This window comes from Sphingomonas sp. (genome assembly GCF_013816785.1).
Lineage (GTDB): Bacteria > Pseudomonadota > Alphaproteobacteria > Sphingomonadales > Sphingomonadaceae > Sphingomicrobium.
Window position 1 is genome coordinate 1 of record NZ_JACDDV010000050.1, and the last position, 15,365, is coordinate 15,365.

Below are 15,365 nucleotides of genomic sequence, written 5' to 3' on the forward strand. Positions count from 1 at the left end.
GCCGTGGACCGGGGCGCTGCGCGAGCTGGAGGAAGAGACCGGAATCGCGCCGCGCCTGGTCGAAAAGATCGCCGACCATCCGCAGCAGCTTCGTTACGACATTCCCGAAGCGATCGCCGCCAAGCTGTGGAAGGGCAAATGGAAGGGGCAGATTCAGGACTGGTATCTGACGCGGTTCCTGGGCGACGACAGCGACATCGACATCGCCACCAAGCATCCCGAATTTTCACACTGGCAATGGGCCGAGCCGCGGTTGCTGCCCGAGCTGATCGTGCCGTTCAAGCGGGACATGTACCGGGCGATATTGGCGGGGTTTAGCGCTTATCTCTAGTTCCCCGGCGGGGTGGTTTTGGGCGGGCTCACGCGCTAGACGCGCTCCATGGAGGGGCTGACATCATTTGAGCGCGATTGCGTCGAGCGGGCGGCGGCGGCGGACATGTTGCGCCAGGTCGAAAATTGGGCCGAGGTCAACAGTGGGTCCGGTAACCTCGACGGTCTGGCAATCCTCGCCAGCCGGTTGGCCGGCGCGTTCGCCGACCTACCGGGGGAAATTCGGTTGGCCGACGCGGTTCCGGTCGACGCGGTCGATGCCTCCGGCCAGCGCTATGAGGTACCGCATGGGCGCAACTTGCATCTCACCGTCCGTCCCGATGCGCCGATCCAGCTGCTGTTTACCGGCCATATGGACACGGTGTTCGGCGCCGATCATCCGTTTCAGGCGATGCGCTGGCTCGAGCCGGGGGTGTTGAACGGCCCCGGCGTCGCCGACATGAAGGGCGGCATCGCGGTGATGCTGGCGGCGCTTCAAGCGGTCGAGGACGCGGGCGAAACTCGCGTGGGCTATGAGGTGATCATCAATTCGGACGAGGAAGTCGGCTCGTTGGGATCGGCGGCGTTGATCGCGGCGTCGGCGAAGGGCAAGCGCGCGGCGCTGACCTATGAACCGTCGGCGCTGCCTGACGGGACGCTGGCCGGGGAGCGGCCGGGGAGCGGCAATTTCAGCTTCACGGTGCGGGGCAAGTCCGCCCACGCCGGGCGCAATCCGGAGGACGGCCGCAATGCGCTCATCGCGGCGGCGGACCTTGCCTTGAGACTTCAGAAAGGCGTGGGGCCGCGGCTGTCGGTCAATCCGGCGCGGATCGACGGCGGCGGGCCGAACAATGTCGTCCCCGATCTCGCGGTGCTGCGGGTCAATCTGCGCCCGGCGACGTTGGAGGATCAGACGCGGGCGCAGAGCCTGATCGAGGCGTCGGTGGCCATGGTCGCCGCCGGGCATGAGGTTGTGATCGACACCCACGGCCATTTCGCCCGGCCGCCCAAGCCGATGACGCCGGAGCTCGAAGCATTGTTTGGCGTCGTCCAACGCGCCGGCGCCGACCTTGGCCAATCGATCGGCTGGAAATCCACGGGCGGGGTGTGCGACGGCAACAACATCGCCGCCTGCGGAGTGCCGGTGATCGACACGATGGGCGTGCGCGGCGGGAGCATCCACTCGAACGAGGAATATCTGATCGTCGACAGCCTGGCCGAGCGCGCCGCGCTGTCGGCCCTGACCATCCTGCGGCTGGCGGGAGAGGTCGCATGAGCTTCCGCATCCGCGCCGCCCGGGCGTCCGACTTCAAAGCCTTCTATAACTTGTCCAAGCTCACCGGCGGAGGGTTCACCAACTTGCCGGCCGACAAGGCGACGCTCGAGGCCAAGCTGGCGCGGGCGGAAGCGGGCTTTTCGCGCAAAGGCGAGAGCCCGGCCGACGATATCTATCTGTTCATGCTGGAGAATGTCGAGACCAAGGCGATCCGCGGAACCTGCCAGATTTTCGGCGCGGTGGGCGACGACCGTCCGTTCTACAGCTATCTCATTTCAACCCTCACCCAGAAGAGCGAGGAATTGGGGCGGATCTTCCGCAACCAGGCGCTGACGCTGACCACCGATCTCGAAGGCTCATCCGAGGTCGGCGGGCTGTTCCTCCATCCGCAGGAGCGCGCCGGCGGGCTGGGCATGTTGCTCGCCCGTTCGCGTTACCTTTTCATCAAGCAGCACCGGCCGCGGTTCGGCGAGACGGTGCTGGCCGAGCTGCGCGGCGTGATGGACCAGGGCGGGCACTCGCCGTTCTGGGACGCATTGGGCGGGCGCTTTTTCGGCATGACCTTTCCCGAGGCCGACGAGTTCAACGCGGTGCACGGCACGCAGTTCATCGCCGACCTGTTCCCCAAGACGCCAATCTATATCGCGATGCTGCCCGACAGCGCGCGGGCGGTGATCGGCCAGCCGCACCCGACCGGGCGCGCGGCCCTGAAGATGCTGGAGAATGAGGGCTTCGTTTGGGACAGCTATGTCGATATTTTCGATGGCGGCCCGACGGTCACCGCTAGGACCGACCGGATCAAGACGGTAATCGAGGCCGAGTGGCTGCGCGTCGCGGGCGGCAAGGATGGCGGCGGCGCGACGATGCTGCTCGCGAGCGGCTGCATGCGAGACTTCGTCGCCTGCTACGGCCAGGTCGAAAAGACCGACAACGGCGAGCTGTTGATCGACGCGCAGGCGATGGCCAAACTCGATGTCGAGCCAGGCGACCGCGTATTGGCCGTGCCGCGGTGAGCATCCGCGAGATCAACTTCGACGGGATCGTCGGACCGAGCCACAATTATGCGGGACTTAGCCTGGGCAACCTCGCCTCGGCGCGCAACGCCGGGCAGGTGTCGCACCCGCGCGCGGCGGCACTGCAGGGTCTCGACAAGATGAGGTCGATCCTCGCCCTCGGCCTGGTGCAAGGTCTGTTCGTGCCTCAGCCGCGCCCGGCGCGAGGCTGGCTGGCCGGGCTTGGCACCACGGTCGACGGGGCGGACGCGACGCTGGCCGCCAATGCGATGAGCGCATCGGCAATGTGGGCGGCCAATGCCGCGACCGTGTCACCCGCGCCCGACACGGCGGACGGCAAGTGCCATCTGACCGTCGCCAACCTGAAGACCATGCCGCACCGCAGCCATGAGTGGCCGGCGACGCTGGCCCAGCTGCGCGTGGCATTCGGCAGCGAGGCGTTCGCCGTGCATGGGCCGGTGCCCCCGGCGTTCGGAGACGAGGGCGCGGCCAACCACATGCGCCTCGCTCCATCTCACGGCGAGGCTGGGGTCGAAGTGTTCGTTTATGGAGTATCGGCCGGACCGTTTCCGGCGCGCCAACATTTCGAGGCGTCGAAGGCGCTTTCGCGGCTCCATCGCCTCGATCCCGCGCGGGCCATATTCATAGCCCAAAGCGAGGAGGCGATCGCCGCCGGCGCCTTCCACAACGACGTGGTCGCGGTCGCCAACGGGCCGGTGCTGTTCGCGCATGAAAAGGCATTCGCGGAGCGCGATGTGCTGCTGGCGGAGCTGGCGGCCAAGGTCGACGGCTTCGAGCTGGTCGAGGTCGCCGATGCCGATGTGCCGCTGGCCGATGCGATCAAAAGCTATTTGTTCAACGCCCAGCTGGTAACCGCGCCGGACGGGGTCATGACCTTGGTCGCGCCGACCGAGTGCCGCGACACGCCCTCCGTCGCCGCCTGGATCGAGCGGCACTTGGCCTCGAACGGAGCGATCCGGCGGGTCGACTATGTCGATGTCCGCCAGTCGATGGCCAATGGCGGCGGGCCGGCCTGCCAGCGCCTTCGCGTCGCCTGCGATCCGGCGGATGTCGACCCACGATTCCTGGTCGACGAGGCAAAGCTGGATCGGCTGACGGCGGTCATCTCGCGCGCGTGGCCGGACGAGATTGCTGTCGCCGATCTGCAAGCCGACGCGGTTATCGCCAACGTCGAGCGCGCGAGGGCCGCGCTGCTCGAAGCGCTCGACCTCACCAAATTAGCGTCGGGTTAATTAACAGTTAGCCACAATCATTAATCGGAAAATGGCGGAACGCCGGGGTTGGCATGGCGTTTGCTTAACCCATGACGATGCGTAGCAAATTGGCCCGCCTGTTCACGATCAAGACTCGGCTGGAGGCGTTTCTGGTCACCTATGCGATCGCGGTCGGGGCGGTGGAGCGGGGGCTCCACTATACCCAGCAATATCCGGGCAACGGCGGAATCATATTAGCCATCGCCTGCCTCGGCGTACCGTTCATTGCCGGCGCCAAGCTGCTCGACAGCGTGCGCCCGGCGATGGCGACGGTGGCCGCGGGGACGGCGCGCAGGGCGCCGCCGCGTCGGCTCAGTCGTAGTCGACCCACAGATCGCCGCTCGGTCCCCGGTTCAGCGTTACCGTCGTCGCGTCACAAAGATTGACGCCGGTGAAGGTCGCGCTGCCGCCACCGACAAGATCGGCCTTGATGTCGAACGCGCAATCAGGGTTGGCGAAGGCGACCGCGGTGCGCGAACCGCTGGCTGGATTGCCGCCAAGCGGAGCCCAGGCGCTGGTCCCGGCGCGGCGGATCGCCATGGACGCGATGTTGGTTCCGGTCTTGTTGACCAGCGTGAAATTGCCTGCGCCGGCTACGGCGGGCGCTGGCGGCAAGGCCATCAACATGGCCAACCCCGTTACGACGAAGCGTTTCATGCCATCGATATAAAGGATTATCGGCCCGGCTTCAAATCGGACCGTGATGGGGTGGCGCGCGTCCGCCCCGCTCGTCGAACGCGCGCCGTCCCTGCCGGAGAAGCCTAGGCCGCGAAGGCCGAAGGTCCCGATGGGCGAGAGCGGTGAATGATCGTGCTAGACGCCTGGCGATAACCTTCCGAAAGCGGCAGCGCGGTCGCGCAGAAGCCGCATTCGGCCAGCGTCCGACCAACATACCAGTGGGTCCGGCCGCAGCCGGGGCAATGATTGACCTGATTCTCGCGGTAGACCGCGTGATATCCGCGGCGCGCGGGATCAAAGTCCCTGATATTCGAACTCAACATGGTCGTTCCTCCAATACAGCGCGAACGAGCGACGAGTCGTTAGGTTTCAACGGTAAGTCGATTCGCCCCCTCTGTCACCCATGCGCCACGGTCCCGTCCCGGACGGGGACGATTTCGGCTTGTGGATATTAACCATCGCTTCACCTTTTGGGCGCAGATTTGCTGCACCGAAGGTGGGACGGGGGAGCGCAGCAGGATGGAATCGAACCAACGTTATTATATGCGCCGCGCGGCCGAAGAGCGGACCGCGACGCACCGCGCGGTAACCGAGCAAGCCCGCGAGTGGCACCGCAAGCTGGCTCAGGATTTCGCCCTGCGCGCGCAGGAGAGCCACGGCATCCCCCTCGCCGCCACCGCCTGATCTGGCCCGGTCGACCGGGCTCCACCGCACGATTAGGCCGATTCCGACGGCTTGGCCTTTTCCGATCGACCCAAACCCATAACCCCTAGCGCTGTATCGTTAATCCTGTTAACTATACGGAGTTCGTGACGGACAAAACGGGGGTTTCCAATGATTAAACGCACATGCCTGCTGTTGCTGGCATCGAGCCTGCTGGCGTCGCCGGCCATGGCTCGCGACAAGAGTCTTTACATCGGCATCGAGGGTGGCGCGATGTGGGCCAAGGACATCAACTTCGACTCGTCCGCCCCGTTGGTCCGTGATGATTTCACGATCGACCATAATTTGGGGTATGATCTCGACCTGCTCTACGGCTATGATGCGGGCATGATCCGCGCCGAGCTTGAGCTCGGCTACAAGCGCGCGTCGCACAATGACTATACCTCTCGCGGCAGGACCAGCAACACATTCGATGCTGACGGCCGCACCCGATATCTCTCGGTCATGACCAACTTGTTGCTCGATGTCGGCAATGAGGACGGGCTGAGCTTTTATGCCGGTCCGGGCGCCGGTTTCGCCTGGGGCAAGTTCCGCATTGACGATGCCACCGGGTCGGACAGCTTCCGCGACGGCGGCGTCGCCTGGCAGCTGATTGCCGGGGTTCGTTATGCGGTCTCGCCGAACATCGATGTCGGGGCGAAATACCGTTATTTCCATCCCAGCCGGTTCAAGGAAGACGTCGCGGCCGGCACTTTTTATCGCGGCCGCTTCACATCGCACTCGCTGCTGGCCAGCCTGATCTATAATTTCTACACGCCGCCAGCGCCGCCGCCCCCACCTCCGCCGCCTTTGCCGCCGATGGCGCCACCGGCGACGCAGACGTGCCTGGACGGATCGGTGATCCTGGCGACGGATGTATGTCCACCGCCGCCGCCGCCGCCGCCGCCGCCACCGCCGGCGCCGGAACCGGAGCGCGGGTAACCCTTCAAGAGAGAGGCTGCGACAGCCACGCTTGACCAGCCTTTCGGGGGCAGAGACGGTCCGGGAAGAAATTCCCGGGCCGTTTCACTATGCGCGGTGAGCAGCCAAATCGACCCAGTCGATGCCAGAAAAATGGCGCGCTAGCGTTGATGACTGATAATTATGTTTCCGCTGGAGAACTGTGAAATTGCGCGTGGGCGTACGCCGGACCCCGCAAGGAAACATCGTGGGTGCCGGTCGAATTCCACCAACCCTCAATTCGAACCCGCCTAACGCCGCCGCGTCGCGCGCCGACTGCGAGTGTGCTCGGATTTGACAATATCATTAGTTTGTACTAATTATAAGTTATGACTGTTGATAGTGCCCAGTTGGCCTCCCTTGGCGACCCTACCCGCCGCGCGATATTCGAGCTGATCGCAGAGCACCCACGCTCCGTGGCCCAGATCACCCGGCAGGTTTCGGTCTCGCAATCGGCTGTTTCCCAGCACCTCAAGGTGCTGCGCGAATCGCGCCTGGTTCGTTCCGAGCCGAAGGGCGCGAGCAACGTCTACCACATCGATCCACACGGGCTTGGCCAGATGCGGGCTTGGCTAGACCGGTTCTGGAGCAAAACGCTGGCCGCCTACAAGGACGCCGTCGAACAACCGCCAAAGGAGTCACAATGAACACTCATACACCAGTTGCGTCCGTGAAGCAGTCCGTCGTGGTCGAGGCGCCGATCGAGCGCGCATTCAAGGTCTTCACCGAAGACTTCGGCAGTTTCAAACCGCCCGAGCACAACATGCTCGCTGTCCCGACTGCCGAGACGGTGTTCGAGCCTCGGGTAGGCGGCAACCTCTATGATCGTGGCGTCGATGGCAGCGAATGCCGCTGGTCTCGGGTGCTGGCCTACGAGCCGCCCGACCGGGTGCTCCTGAGCTGGGACATCAGCCCGCAATGGCAGATCGAGACCGATCCGGACAGGACCAGCGAGTGGGAAGTGCGCTTCACCGCTGAGACGGCTGACCGCACCCGCGTCGAGATCGAGCACCGGAATCTGGAGCGCCACGGCGAAGGCTGGGAAAGCGAGCGCGACGGAGTAGCTGGCGATCAGGGTTGGCCGCTGTACCTCAAGCGGTACGCCGACCTGTTGGCGCAAGGCCTGACCGCCGTCACCGCCGGCGCCGGAACCGGAGCGCGGGTAACCCTTCAAGAGAGAGGCTGCGACAGCCACGCTTGACCAGCCTTTCGGGGGCAGAGACGGCCCGGGAAGAAATTCCCGGGCCGTCTCACTATGCGCGGAGACCGGCCGGCCGGCGACGGGTCGAATAACCAACACTGCCGTGGATGCGGTGGCTGCTGCGTCCGCCGGTCGTTGAAAAGGGTTCCGCCTGAGGCACCGTTGGTTTCCCCATTATGAAATTACAGTGCTCGTCCCCTGGGTGGTCGCTTTTATTGAGGGGGCGGTTTTCCCCGAAGAATGCAATGAGACTTAATTGTAGCGACCATGCTTCGGAACATGGTGTCGTAGCTGAATTCCGTTGATCGATGCGAAAGCCGCGCCAGTCGTTTTTCGAGGCGGCCGTCTTTCTTTTCCTTGCAGAAACGTTCGAAGACCTTCGTCAAGGAAAAGGGATTCAGGGGATCGAAGTAAAGTCCGTCGGGACCGACTACCTCGGGAATCGAGGTGCTGCAGCTCGCCAAGACTGGGGTTCCGCAGGCCATTGCCTCAAGACCCGGCAGGCCGAATCCTTCGTATAGCGACGGAAATATAAGCGCCTGCGCCGAGACCAGCAGTGCAAGCCTTTGATCCGCGTTGACGAAACCCACGTGTTTCAGACGCCCCCGCTCCAGTGCGTCCACCAAACCAGCCGATCCGACGAGCTCGTCGAAGCTGTCACCCCAGCCTTCCCGCCCACAGAAAACAACGCGGTATTCGTCGAGAACTGCGCGATTTGCCACAAGCCATTCGAGAACGAATGCGATATTCTTGCGCGGTTCGATTGTCCCCAGGACCAATAGAAAGGGCTCGGCGCCGCTGCCGATCCGGCATCGCATCGCAGCGACTGACGACGTTTCGATATCGTGACCCAAATGCGTCACGTGGATTTTTGCATCAGGAACGCCGCAATACCATTCAAGGTCGAGTTTGGTGGCATTCGAATTTGTAAAAAAAATGTCCGTGGAATCGACCTGCGCACGAAAACCGTTGAGGTGGGCGCGGAGGGTTCCCGCTTGATGCACTTTTGGAATGCTCAGGAAAGACAGATCGTGGAAAAACAGCGCTTCGATCGCAAACCGCCTGAAAGGGGGTTTTATGTGAAGATTGAGACCCGCCGTTGGACCCAGATCAGACATCGATAGGGGACGGACGCCCGCGGAAGTGCGGAGCGCTTGGTTGAGGGGCCGACCGCTCGACGCCGCGACAGTCGCCGCCACTATTTCCCGGTCAATGAGGTTATCGCCCACGGCAAACTCAATCGCGAGATCGAGCGCAGGAACCGCCAATGCGCGAAGGGCAACCTCTTTGACCACATTCGGAATACCTGTGAATTGCTCCTCCCGCATGGGTGCGATGTCGATTACAAGGCGGGCCAGGTCATGCTTGGAGGGCTTCACAACACATCAACTTGCGACCGAAGTCGTTTGGCGAAGGCGTTGAGCCCGTATGTGGATCGAACCCAGTCTTTCGCATGGCAGCGACGTGTCGCGCGCTCGGCAAATGGAGCCTCAATCGCTTCCTTCAACGACCGAATGAGATCCGGGCACTCCTGTCGGGATCGACTTCCCCATCGGGACATTGCAGGCGTGGGGCGGTAGGTCGAGAGCGATTGCGAGCCGATCAATTCGATCGCTGAATGGCCCTGCGGAACAATGGTTAGGACGCCATTTTCAACGGCTGCAAGAGCATCCAAGTCGAGACCGGTCGAGACTGATACACGAATGAATATATCGCTTGCTCGCGCGAGCGACCGTTTTTCATCATAGTCGAGCGTCCGCTCAATTCGGTAAATTCCATCAAAATTTTGACGGCTGAAACGCGCTCGCGGACCAATAAACGGGTTAGAGCCCGCAATAATAAGACTGCAAGTGGCGGACCTCATCCCACTTTTTTTGGCCGCATCAATTAAAATTCCAAGCGCCGCATCGACATCTGCAGCTTCGTCCGAATCCCAATAAACGACTTGCCCACCAACGGCCCGCGTTGTGTCGAGGACCGAAGCAATCGTTATAGGCTCCGAACTGGCCAGCGTGGTTGCATCCAACTGTTGCAAGAGGTCGCTGTGACTGTCTTTCGCTTCAATTGTCGTTGGCGGGGGCAGAGTCGTCGCGGTGACAATTCCCCGCGCGATCAAAGCGTCGGTAAGGATGGCAGTGGTGCAGAAAACGCGCTTCGCGGCCATGAGAATGTCATCGGCGGAGCGCAAGGAATCGGGCACGGCGCGATCGAGATCGCCCATGGGACCATCGAACACGACATAGTCGGGCAGGCCGTGGAAAGGGCGAACGGCTGCAATTGGTCGCACCGCGAGATGGACGCTTGCTGCTTCTACGCCTATGGCCGCGAGGGCCTCAGTCGTCTGATAGATGCTCGGCGCATCCAGGCAAGTGATCGGGGCGCCTAACTCGCGAAGTCCACTTTCATAAAGAGTGGCAAGCCGATCGTACTTCCTCTGCTGTTCGGCATCATGGCTGTCGGCGGCTCGGCCAAATGGCGAAGCCTTGCTCGGGATCCGGCTTAAGACAAATTGTGTGGATATCGTCATTCGGCAAGATCGAGAATCTGTTCAACGGTGAGGACAGATTCACTTTTCACGCTGTTTACTTTCCTCGCCAACTCGAACGCGTTCGTACGCGCAATCAACCGGTCAACCCTTTCCGTTAATCTAGCAACGGATGTCGCAGTGACTTCGCCGTCCCGGCGGAGCCTGGCAACGTCATTTTCTAAGCGCCGTCTGGCTCGGGCGCGACCCGAATTCGAATATTCGCCCGTCCATAGATTTGCCAGCCGCGCAACGAACGGCAGGCTTAATAAACGGGCGATCACTAGTCTTCGTTGCAGGCCCGGCAATTTAATCGGATTGCCGCGTGCTTCTTCCGACGAATGCAATGCCAGGAGAATACGAGTTTTCGCGTCGCCCGATCGCAATTGCACCGTGAATTGCCGTTCACCTTCGAGGTCGGCCTCTCTACCTAACAGGGTCAGGTAGGCGGACCGCACGAAATCACTGTCCCAAAAACTGCATAGTTGGTGCGCTGAACGGGCCAGCTGGGCTTGCGACCGATTATTTCCGTTCATGACCTCAATGTCCTGCACCGTCGATATTGAAGCTCGAGCGCAGTCGAGGGCTCGCTGTCAAGCGATGACGCCGCTGTCGCGAAGCGCCAAGAGCGGCAAAGCAGCGCTTGCTCGGCTGGAACGGATTGATCGTTTAAAACAATGGCGCGCCCGGAACGATTCGAACGTCCGACCCTCAGATTCGTAGTCTGATGCTCTATCCAGCTGAGCTACGGGCGCGTGCCGGGGGGTCCATTAGGGCGGGCAGCATGAGACCGCAACCCACTTTCGCCGCGCGTTCGCTGCAGGGCGAGTGCATTGCGCGGCTTGCGGCCAGGCCCTAGATCGAACCCAAGATGCGCCGATTTTCAATCCTATTACCCCTCTGTACGCTATGTGCCTGCTCGGCCCCCCGCATCGGTCCCGAACCCAGCCTGGCGCCGCGCGCGGCGGAGGCGATCGACCCGCGCGTGCCCGTGCCCGACACCGTCCCGACGGGAACGGTCGATCCGGCGCTGGCAGCGAGGCTTGCCGGGTTGATCGGCGATGCGCGCGCCGGGCAGGCGGCGTTCGGCGCAAGGCAGGCCGAGGCCGTACGATTGACCTCGGCGGCTGGGCCGGCGTCGAGCGAAAGCTGGATCGTGGCGCAACAGGCGGTCGGGCGGCTGGTCGCACAATATGGCGTAACGACGCGTGCCGCGGCGGACATCGACGGACTCGTCTCGGCACGGCTCCAGCAGCAGAAGTTTATCGCTCCCGCCGACCGCGCGGCGATTGCGGCGGCGGCGGCGACCGTGGCCGCGATCAGCGATGCCCAAAGCGCCGCCATCGCCCGAATGAGCGAGCAGCTGGCGCGCTAGCCCAGCGCTGCAGTGCGCGCCGCCGGCCAGTCGGCGGCGTCAATGCCATAAACAACCTGCGGGTTCACCTCGCTCAGAGGGGGAAAGCGGGTGTCCAAGAAGTCCAAATTCACGCGCCGGTTCATGCCCAACCGTTTCATCAGACCTTGGCTTGCCAGGTTACCAGCCGCGGTGGGCGCCAAGACTCTCGGCGCGCCGAAACGAGTGAACGCGAGGTCGAGACTGGCGACGGCGGCTTCCTTAGCGATCCCCTGCCCCCAGGCGAGTTCGCGCAGCCGCCAGCCGATTTCAAACTCCCCCAGAAAGGATGCGCCGGGAGCATTAGCCCGCTTCAGGCCGCAGAAGCCGAGCAGTCCGCCATCCTCCTTGCGCTCGACCAGCCAGAAGGTGTGGCCATAATTGCGCTGATAGCGATCTATCCGACCGGCCGCAGCGTCCCACGTCGCGCGGTCCTGCACGCCGCCGAGCCAGCGCATCACCGCGGGCGTGTTCATGACGGCGTAGAAGTGGTCGCTGTCGCCTTGTCCCCAGGTACGCAGGCGGAGACGGGCGGTCGTGGCGAGAACCTCAGTCATCGGGCCGTGCGGTGACCGCCCGAACCAACGCATCGACCGCTTCATCGACATGTTCGACATGGGTGCGGAACGACAGGATCGCGCAGCGCAGATAGTAGCGGCCGTCTATACGCGTGCCGCTGAACATCACCCGCCCCTCGCGCAGCAGCTCGCCCTGCAACCGCTCGTTGAACGCGTCGCTGTCCTCGCCACCCGGCGGCACGTAGCGGAAGGCGACGACCGACAGCTGCGGAAGGAGGGCTTCGAACCCATCGATGGCCGACAGCCGGGCGTGGAAATAGCGCGCCAGCTTGAGCTTTTCGGTCTGCGCGGCGCGAAAAGCGTCGATGCCGGCAAGCTGAAGCGGCAACCACAGGCGGAGCGCGCGGAAGTGGCGCGTCAATTCGGGCGACAGGTCCGACGGCGAAGGCCCGACGTCGGACTCGCCGAGCGGCCGGATATAGTCGGCGCTAGCGCTGAACGAATCGATCAAATGACGCCGATCGCGAATCAGCACCGCTCCGGTGCCGTAGGGCAGGAACAAAGTCTTGTGCGGGTCGAGCGCGACGCTGTCGGCGCGCTCGATGCCGCCAAGCAGCGCCTTGCCCTCTGCGCAGAGCGAGAAGAGCCCGCCGTAGGCGCCATCGACATGAAGCCAGGCGCCGTGCCGAGCGCACACGTCGGCGATCTCGTCGAGCGGGTCGATCGCGCCGGTGTCGACGGTCCCGGCTGATGCAACCACCAGCCAGGGCTTGACCCCGTCCGCCCGGTCCCGCGCCAACAACACGTCCAGCGCTTTGGCGGACATGCGGTAGCGATCGTCGGTGTCGACGATGCGGCGCGGGGCCGATCCGCGGCCGGCGATGTGCAGCGCCTTGTCGACGCAATAATGGGCGAAGCGCGTTCGATAAATCGCTCCGCCGCCGTCGGGATCGCGCGCATCGCGCGCGGCGACGATCGCGGTCAGGTTGGCCAGGCTTCCGCCCGACGTCAGCGTCCCGGCTGCATCCGCCGGATAGCCGACGACTTCGGCGAGCCAGGCAATGCAGGCGTTTTCGAGGCGCACCGCGCCAGGGCTGGCCGAGGCGAAGCCCGAATATTTGTTCGACACCGCGGCGAGGAAATCCCCGATCGCCGAATGGAACAGCCCGCCGCCTGGAATATAGGCCATGAACCGCGGCGAGGTGGTGGCGAAGCCCGGCTTTTCGACGCATCGGCCGATGTAATCGAAAATGTCGGACGCATCGCGGCCTGTGGCGGTAAATTCCGGAAGGAGGCGGCGCGCAAAAACATCCGACCAATCATTGTTGGCCGGCGCGCCCGGAATGGCATCGAGGTAGGCCAGCGCATGATCGAGCGCCTGCTGCCCAAGCGCGGCGCGGTCGGCAGTGTCGGGCTCGAGCGGCTTCATTGCCGCTTGCAGCGCGAGCAACTCGCCGCGAAGCCGTTCGATCGTCAACCGGCGATCAGCCGCGCGGCGTCGAGCGCATGGTAGGTGAGGACGCCCGCCGCGCCGGCGCGCTTGAAGGCCATGAGCGTCTCGAGGATCAGCGCGTCGCGGTCGCCCGCCCCCGCCGCCGCCGCCGCCTCGATCATCGCATATTCGCCCGACACCTGGTAGGCGAAGGTCGGGACGCCGAAGCGGTCCCTCACCCGCGCCAGCACGTCGAGGTAGGGCAGGCCCGGCTTGACCATGACCATGTCGGCGCCCTCGGCCAGGTCCAAGGCGACTTCGCGCAATGCCTCCGCACCGTTGGCGGGATCCATCTGATAGCCGCGCTTGTCGCCTTTTAGCAGGCCGCGCGAACCAACCGCGTCGCGGAACGGGCCGTAGAAGGCCGAGGCATATTTGGCGGCGTATGCCATGATCGCGACGTTCACATGGCCCTCGCGTTCCAATCCCGCGCGGATCGCGCCGACGCGGCCGTCCATCATGTCCGACGGAGCGACTATGTCAGCCCCGGCGGCGGCCTGGACCAGCGCTTGCTCGACCAGCACTTTCGACGTCTCGTCGTTGAGGACATAGCCGGCCCTGTTGACCAACCCGTCGTGGCCATGCGCGGTGTAGGGGTCGAGCGCGACATCGGTCAGCACGCCGATGTCGGGCACCGCATCCTTGATCGCCTTGATCGCGCGACAGATGAGGTTGTCGGGGTTTAATGCCTCGCGCGCGTCGGCGGTACGCAGTGAGGGCGGGGTGTTGGGGAACAGTGCGATGCACGGGATCCCGAGCGCCTGGGCCTCTCGGGCGCGATCGGCGAGCCGGTAGACGCTCCACCGGCTGACCCCGGGCAGCGAGGTGATCGGCTCTTCCCCGCCCTGCCCTTCGCAGATGAACAGGGGCCAGATGAAATCCGACGGATGCAGACGGTTCTCGGCGAGCATGGCGCGGATCCATGGCGCGGACCGGCCGCGGCGCATGCGCATCGCCGGAAAAGCCGGAGAGCTGAAGCTGGGCTGGGACATGGCGCTTCCCCTAGCGCGGGATGGGCATGGAAAGAAAGCGCCTACGAACGGTTCAGGGGTCATGAATCGTCTGCCGAAACAAGCCATCCTGATTGTCAACGCCATGAGCCGCAAGGGCGAAGCCGCATTCGCGGAGGCGCGCGAGAAGCTGATCGCGGCGGGGATCGTCCTGGTCGAGGCTCACGCCGTGACCGATCCCGAACGGATGGATGAGACGATCAAGGCGGCAATCGCCAAGGCGCCGATGGTGATTATTGGCGGCGGCGACGGGTCGCTGTCGTCGAGCGTCGACTTGTTCCTGGGCAAGTCGACCGTGTTCGCGATCCTGCCGCTTGGCACTGCCAACAGCTTTGCCGGAACGCTCGGCGTTCCCAAGGATCTCGACAGCGCGATCGCCGTCATCGCCGACGGGACACGCAAGCGGATCGACCTTGGCTGCATCGAGGGCGATTTTTTCGTCAACGCCGCCGCGCTCGGCCTGTCGCCGCTGATCGCCGATACGGTGCCGCACAAGCTCAAGAAATATCTCGGCATGGTTGGCTACCTGCTGTGGGCGCTGCGCTGCGCGTTTCGATTCAAGCCGTTTCGTCTAACGGTAGAAGATGACGAGGGCCGTCACAGCGTGTGGGCGACCGAAGCGCGGATCGCCAACGGCACTCATCATGGCGGGGTCGAACTGGTGGAAAGCCAGGATCTGGAAAGCGGCGAGATCGTCGTTCAGGCGGTGACCGGCACGAGCGTTTGGGGCCTCGCCTGGAGCTGGTTCGCCACGCTGTTGAAGCTGCGCGCGCGGCACGGCACGACGTGCGAATGGCGCGGGCGCACGCTCAGGATCGAGACCCGGCCGCGGCTCGACATTTCGGTCGACGGCGAAATTTCGGCGCGCACACCAGTGACGGTCCGCGTGGCCAAGGGCGCGATCGAGGTGGCTGCGCCGAGGGAGGGCCAGTTCGAGGTTTAGCGAGATCCGTTCCCCGGCGAAGGCCGGGGTCCAGGCGCGCAAGCGTTGCTGCGGCTTCGCCGCCTGGGCCCC

Annotated in this window: 19 protein-coding genes and 1 tRNA gene; 11 read left to right on the plus strand and 9 right to left on the minus strand. The window is 63.9% G+C overall.

All coding sequences use genetic code 11. From position 1 onward, the window contains the following. The 5 genes from H0W65_RS10100 to H0W65_RS10120 form a co-directional block, all read left to right on the plus strand. Nucleotides 1-331, plus strand: a 331-nt coding sequence (locus H0W65_RS10100; RefSeq protein ID WP_294007246.1) for an NUDIX domain-containing protein, incomplete at its 5' end; no start/stop codon positions are given. Nucleotides 332-379: 48 nt separating this feature from the next. Next, nucleotides 380-1,585, plus strand: a complete 1,206-nt coding sequence (locus H0W65_RS10105; protein ID WP_294007247.1) for a hydrolase — start codon at nucleotides 380-382, stop codon at nucleotides 1,583-1,585. Next, a complete protein-coding gene (locus tag H0W65_RS10110) occupies nucleotides 1,582-2,598 on the plus strand; it encodes an arginine N-succinyltransferase (RefSeq protein ID WP_294007249.1) in 1,017 nt (338 codons plus the stop codon). Before H0W65_RS10105 ends, H0W65_RS10110 begins: the two co-directional genes overlap by 4 nt. Then, a complete protein-coding gene (locus H0W65_RS10115) occupies nucleotides 2,595-3,851 on the plus strand; it encodes an N-succinylarginine dihydrolase (RefSeq protein WP_294007251.1) in 1,257 nt (418 codons plus the stop codon). Before H0W65_RS10110 ends, H0W65_RS10115 begins: the two co-directional genes overlap by 4 nt. A 77-nt stretch (nucleotides 3,852-3,928) precedes the next feature. Beyond that, nucleotides 3,929-4,258: a hypothetical protein gene (locus H0W65_RS10120; RefSeq protein WP_367120140.1), complete on the plus strand. Its 330-nt coding sequence runs from the start codon at nucleotides 3,929-3,931 to the stop codon at nucleotides 4,256-4,258. On the opposite strand, the gene H0W65_RS10125 is transcribed toward H0W65_RS10120, so the two are convergent. Both H0W65_RS10125 and H0W65_RS10130 read right to left on the minus strand, forming a co-directional pair. Next, nucleotides 4,185-4,529 (minus strand): hypothetical protein, encoded by a 345-nt coding sequence (locus tag H0W65_RS10125; protein ID WP_294007254.1) that lies wholly within the window; start codon nucleotides 4,527-4,529, stop codon nucleotides 4,185-4,187. The genes H0W65_RS10120 and H0W65_RS10125 overlap by 74 nt on opposite strands. Before the next feature lie 104 nt (nucleotides 4,530-4,633). Continuing rightward, nucleotides 4,634-4,873 (minus strand): hypothetical protein, encoded by a 240-nt coding sequence (locus tag H0W65_RS10130; RefSeq protein ID WP_294007256.1) that lies wholly within the window; start codon nucleotides 4,871-4,873, stop codon nucleotides 4,634-4,636. A 196-nt stretch (nucleotides 4,874-5,069) separates the two neighbouring features. Here H0W65_RS10130 and H0W65_RS10135 point away from each other — a divergent pair, with 196 nt between their 5' ends. From H0W65_RS10135 to H0W65_RS10150, 4 genes are all read left to right on the plus strand, one after another. After that, a complete protein-coding gene (locus H0W65_RS10135) occupies nucleotides 5,070-5,234 on the plus strand; it encodes a hypothetical protein (RefSeq protein ID WP_294007258.1) in 165 nt (54 codons plus the stop codon). A gap of 150 nt (nucleotides 5,235-5,384) precedes the next feature. Then, on the plus strand, nucleotides 5,385-6,194 hold the full coding sequence (locus H0W65_RS10140) for an outer membrane beta-barrel protein (RefSeq protein ID WP_294007259.1): 810 nt from the start codon (nucleotides 5,385-5,387) through the stop codon (nucleotides 6,192-6,194). Between the two features lie 347 nt (nucleotides 6,195-6,541). After that, the gene (locus tag H0W65_RS10145; RefSeq protein ID WP_294007261.1) at nucleotides 6,542-6,859 is read left to right on the plus strand and encodes a helix-turn-helix transcriptional regulator; all 318 of its coding nucleotides are present in this window, start codon (nucleotides 6,542-6,544) and stop codon (nucleotides 6,857-6,859) included. Further along, nucleotides 6,856-7,413, plus strand: coding sequence for an SRPBCC family protein (locus H0W65_RS10150; protein ID WP_294007263.1), 558 nt, complete (start codon nucleotides 6,856-6,858; stop codon nucleotides 7,411-7,413). The genes H0W65_RS10145 and H0W65_RS10150 overlap by 4 nt, the downstream gene beginning before the upstream one ends. A 212-nt stretch (nucleotides 7,414-7,625) precedes the next feature. Here H0W65_RS10150 and H0W65_RS10155 read toward each other — a convergent pair whose 3' ends face one another. The 4 genes from H0W65_RS10155 to H0W65_RS10170 form a co-directional block, all read right to left on the minus strand. Continuing rightward, a complete protein-coding gene (locus H0W65_RS10155; RefSeq protein ID WP_294007264.1) occupies nucleotides 7,626-8,792 on the minus strand; it encodes a glycosyltransferase family 1 protein in 1,167 nt (388 codons plus the stop codon). Next, a complete protein-coding gene (locus H0W65_RS10160; RefSeq protein ID WP_294007266.1) occupies nucleotides 8,789-9,940 on the minus strand; it encodes a hypothetical protein in 1,152 nt (383 codons plus the stop codon). Before H0W65_RS10160 ends, H0W65_RS10155 begins: the two co-directional genes overlap by 4 nt. Then, nucleotides 9,937-10,473 carry a DUF4214 domain-containing protein gene (locus H0W65_RS10165; protein ID WP_294007267.1) on the minus strand — a complete coding sequence of 179 codons (537 nt, stop codon included), beginning with the start codon at nucleotides 10,471-10,473 and terminating at the stop codon, nucleotides 9,937-9,939. The genes H0W65_RS10160 and H0W65_RS10165 overlap by 4 nt, the downstream gene beginning before the upstream one ends. Nucleotides 10,474-10,615: 142 nt before the next feature. Continuing rightward, nucleotides 10,616-10,692 (minus strand) — tRNA-Arg (locus H0W65_RS10170). A 116-nt stretch (nucleotides 10,693-10,808) separates the two neighbouring features. Here H0W65_RS10170 and H0W65_RS10175 point away from each other — a divergent pair. Beyond that, nucleotides 10,809-11,312 carry a hypothetical protein gene (locus H0W65_RS10175; RefSeq protein WP_294007269.1) on the plus strand — a complete coding sequence of 168 codons (504 nt, stop codon included), beginning with the start codon at nucleotides 10,809-10,811 and terminating at the stop codon, nucleotides 11,310-11,312. Here H0W65_RS10175 and H0W65_RS10180 read toward each other — a convergent pair. Genes H0W65_RS10180 through hemB form a run of 3 tightly spaced genes read right to left on the minus strand, consistent with a single transcriptional unit; the run spans nucleotide 11,309 to nucleotide 14,332 of the window. Next, nucleotides 11,309-11,887: a GNAT family N-acetyltransferase gene (locus H0W65_RS10180; RefSeq protein WP_294007271.1), complete on the minus strand. Its 579-nt coding sequence runs from the start codon at nucleotides 11,885-11,887 to the stop codon at nucleotides 11,309-11,311. The two genes, H0W65_RS10175 and H0W65_RS10180, sit on opposite strands and share 4 nt — an antisense overlap. Beyond that, on the minus strand, nucleotides 11,880-13,325 hold the full coding sequence (locus tag H0W65_RS10185; protein WP_294007273.1) for a pyridoxal-dependent decarboxylase: 1,446 nt from the start codon (nucleotides 13,323-13,325) through the stop codon (nucleotides 11,880-11,882). The genes H0W65_RS10180 and H0W65_RS10185 overlap by 8 nt, the downstream gene beginning before the upstream one ends. After that, the gene (hemB, locus tag H0W65_RS10190; RefSeq protein WP_294007275.1) at nucleotides 13,322-14,332 is read right to left on the minus strand and encodes a porphobilinogen synthase; all 1,011 of its coding nucleotides are present in this window, start codon (nucleotides 14,330-14,332) and stop codon (nucleotides 13,322-13,324) included. The genes H0W65_RS10185 and hemB overlap by 4 nt, the downstream gene beginning before the upstream one ends. A 61-nt stretch (nucleotides 14,333-14,393) precedes the next feature. On the opposite strand from hemB, the gene H0W65_RS10195 reads away from it, so the two are divergent. Beyond that, nucleotides 14,394-15,293, plus strand: coding sequence for a diacylglycerol kinase family protein (locus H0W65_RS10195; protein ID WP_294007277.1), 900 nt, complete (start codon nucleotides 14,394-14,396; stop codon nucleotides 15,291-15,293). Nucleotides 15,294-15,365 lie beyond the last annotated feature (72 nt).

Coding starts and splice junctions, on each gene's coding strand:
- H0W65_RS10105 (WP_294007247.1), top strand. CDS start 380: ATGGAGGGGCTGACATCATTTGAGCGCGATTGCGTCGAGCGGGCGGCG.
- H0W65_RS10110 (WP_294007249.1), top strand. CDS start 1,582: ATGAGCTTCCGCATCCGCGCCGCCCGGGCGTCCGACTTCAAAGCCTTC.
- H0W65_RS10120 (WP_367120140.1), top strand. CDS start 3,929: ATGCGTAGCAAATTGGCCCGCCTGTTCACGATCAAGACTCGGCTGGAG.
- H0W65_RS10125 (WP_294007254.1), bottom strand. CDS start 4,529: ATGAAACGCTTCGTCGTAACGGGGTTGGCCATGTTGATGGCCTTGCCG.
- H0W65_RS10130 (WP_294007256.1), bottom strand. CDS start 4,873: ATGTTGAGTTCGAATATCAGGGACTTTGATCCCGCGCGCCGCGGATAT.
- H0W65_RS10135 (WP_294007258.1), top strand. CDS start 5,070: ATGGAATCGAACCAACGTTATTATATGCGCCGCGCGGCCGAAGAGCGG.
- H0W65_RS10140 (WP_294007259.1), top strand. CDS start 5,385: ATGATTAAACGCACATGCCTGCTGTTGCTGGCATCGAGCCTGCTGGCG.
- H0W65_RS10145 (WP_294007261.1), top strand. CDS start 6,542: ATGACTGTTGATAGTGCCCAGTTGGCCTCCCTTGGCGACCCTACCCGC.
- H0W65_RS10150 (WP_294007263.1), top strand. CDS start 6,856: ATGAACACTCATACACCAGTTGCGTCCGTGAAGCAGTCCGTCGTGGTC.
- H0W65_RS10160 (WP_294007266.1), bottom strand. CDS start 9,940: ATGACGATATCCACACAATTTGTCTTAAGCCGGATCCCGAGCAAGGCT.
- H0W65_RS10165 (WP_294007267.1), bottom strand. CDS start 10,473: ATGAACGGAAATAATCGGTCGCAAGCCCAGCTGGCCCGTTCAGCGCAC.
- H0W65_RS10175 (WP_294007269.1), top strand. CDS start 10,809: ATGCGCCGATTTTCAATCCTATTACCCCTCTGTACGCTATGTGCCTGC.
- H0W65_RS10180 (WP_294007271.1), bottom strand. CDS start 11,887: ATGACTGAGGTTCTCGCCACGACCGCCCGTCTCCGCCTGCGTACCTGG.
- hemB (WP_294007275.1), bottom strand. CDS start 14,332: ATGTCCCAGCCCAGCTTCAGCTCTCCGGCTTTTCCGGCGATGCGCATG.
- H0W65_RS10195 (WP_294007277.1), top strand. CDS start 14,394: ATGAATCGTCTGCCGAAACAAGCCATCCTGATTGTCAACGCCATGAGC.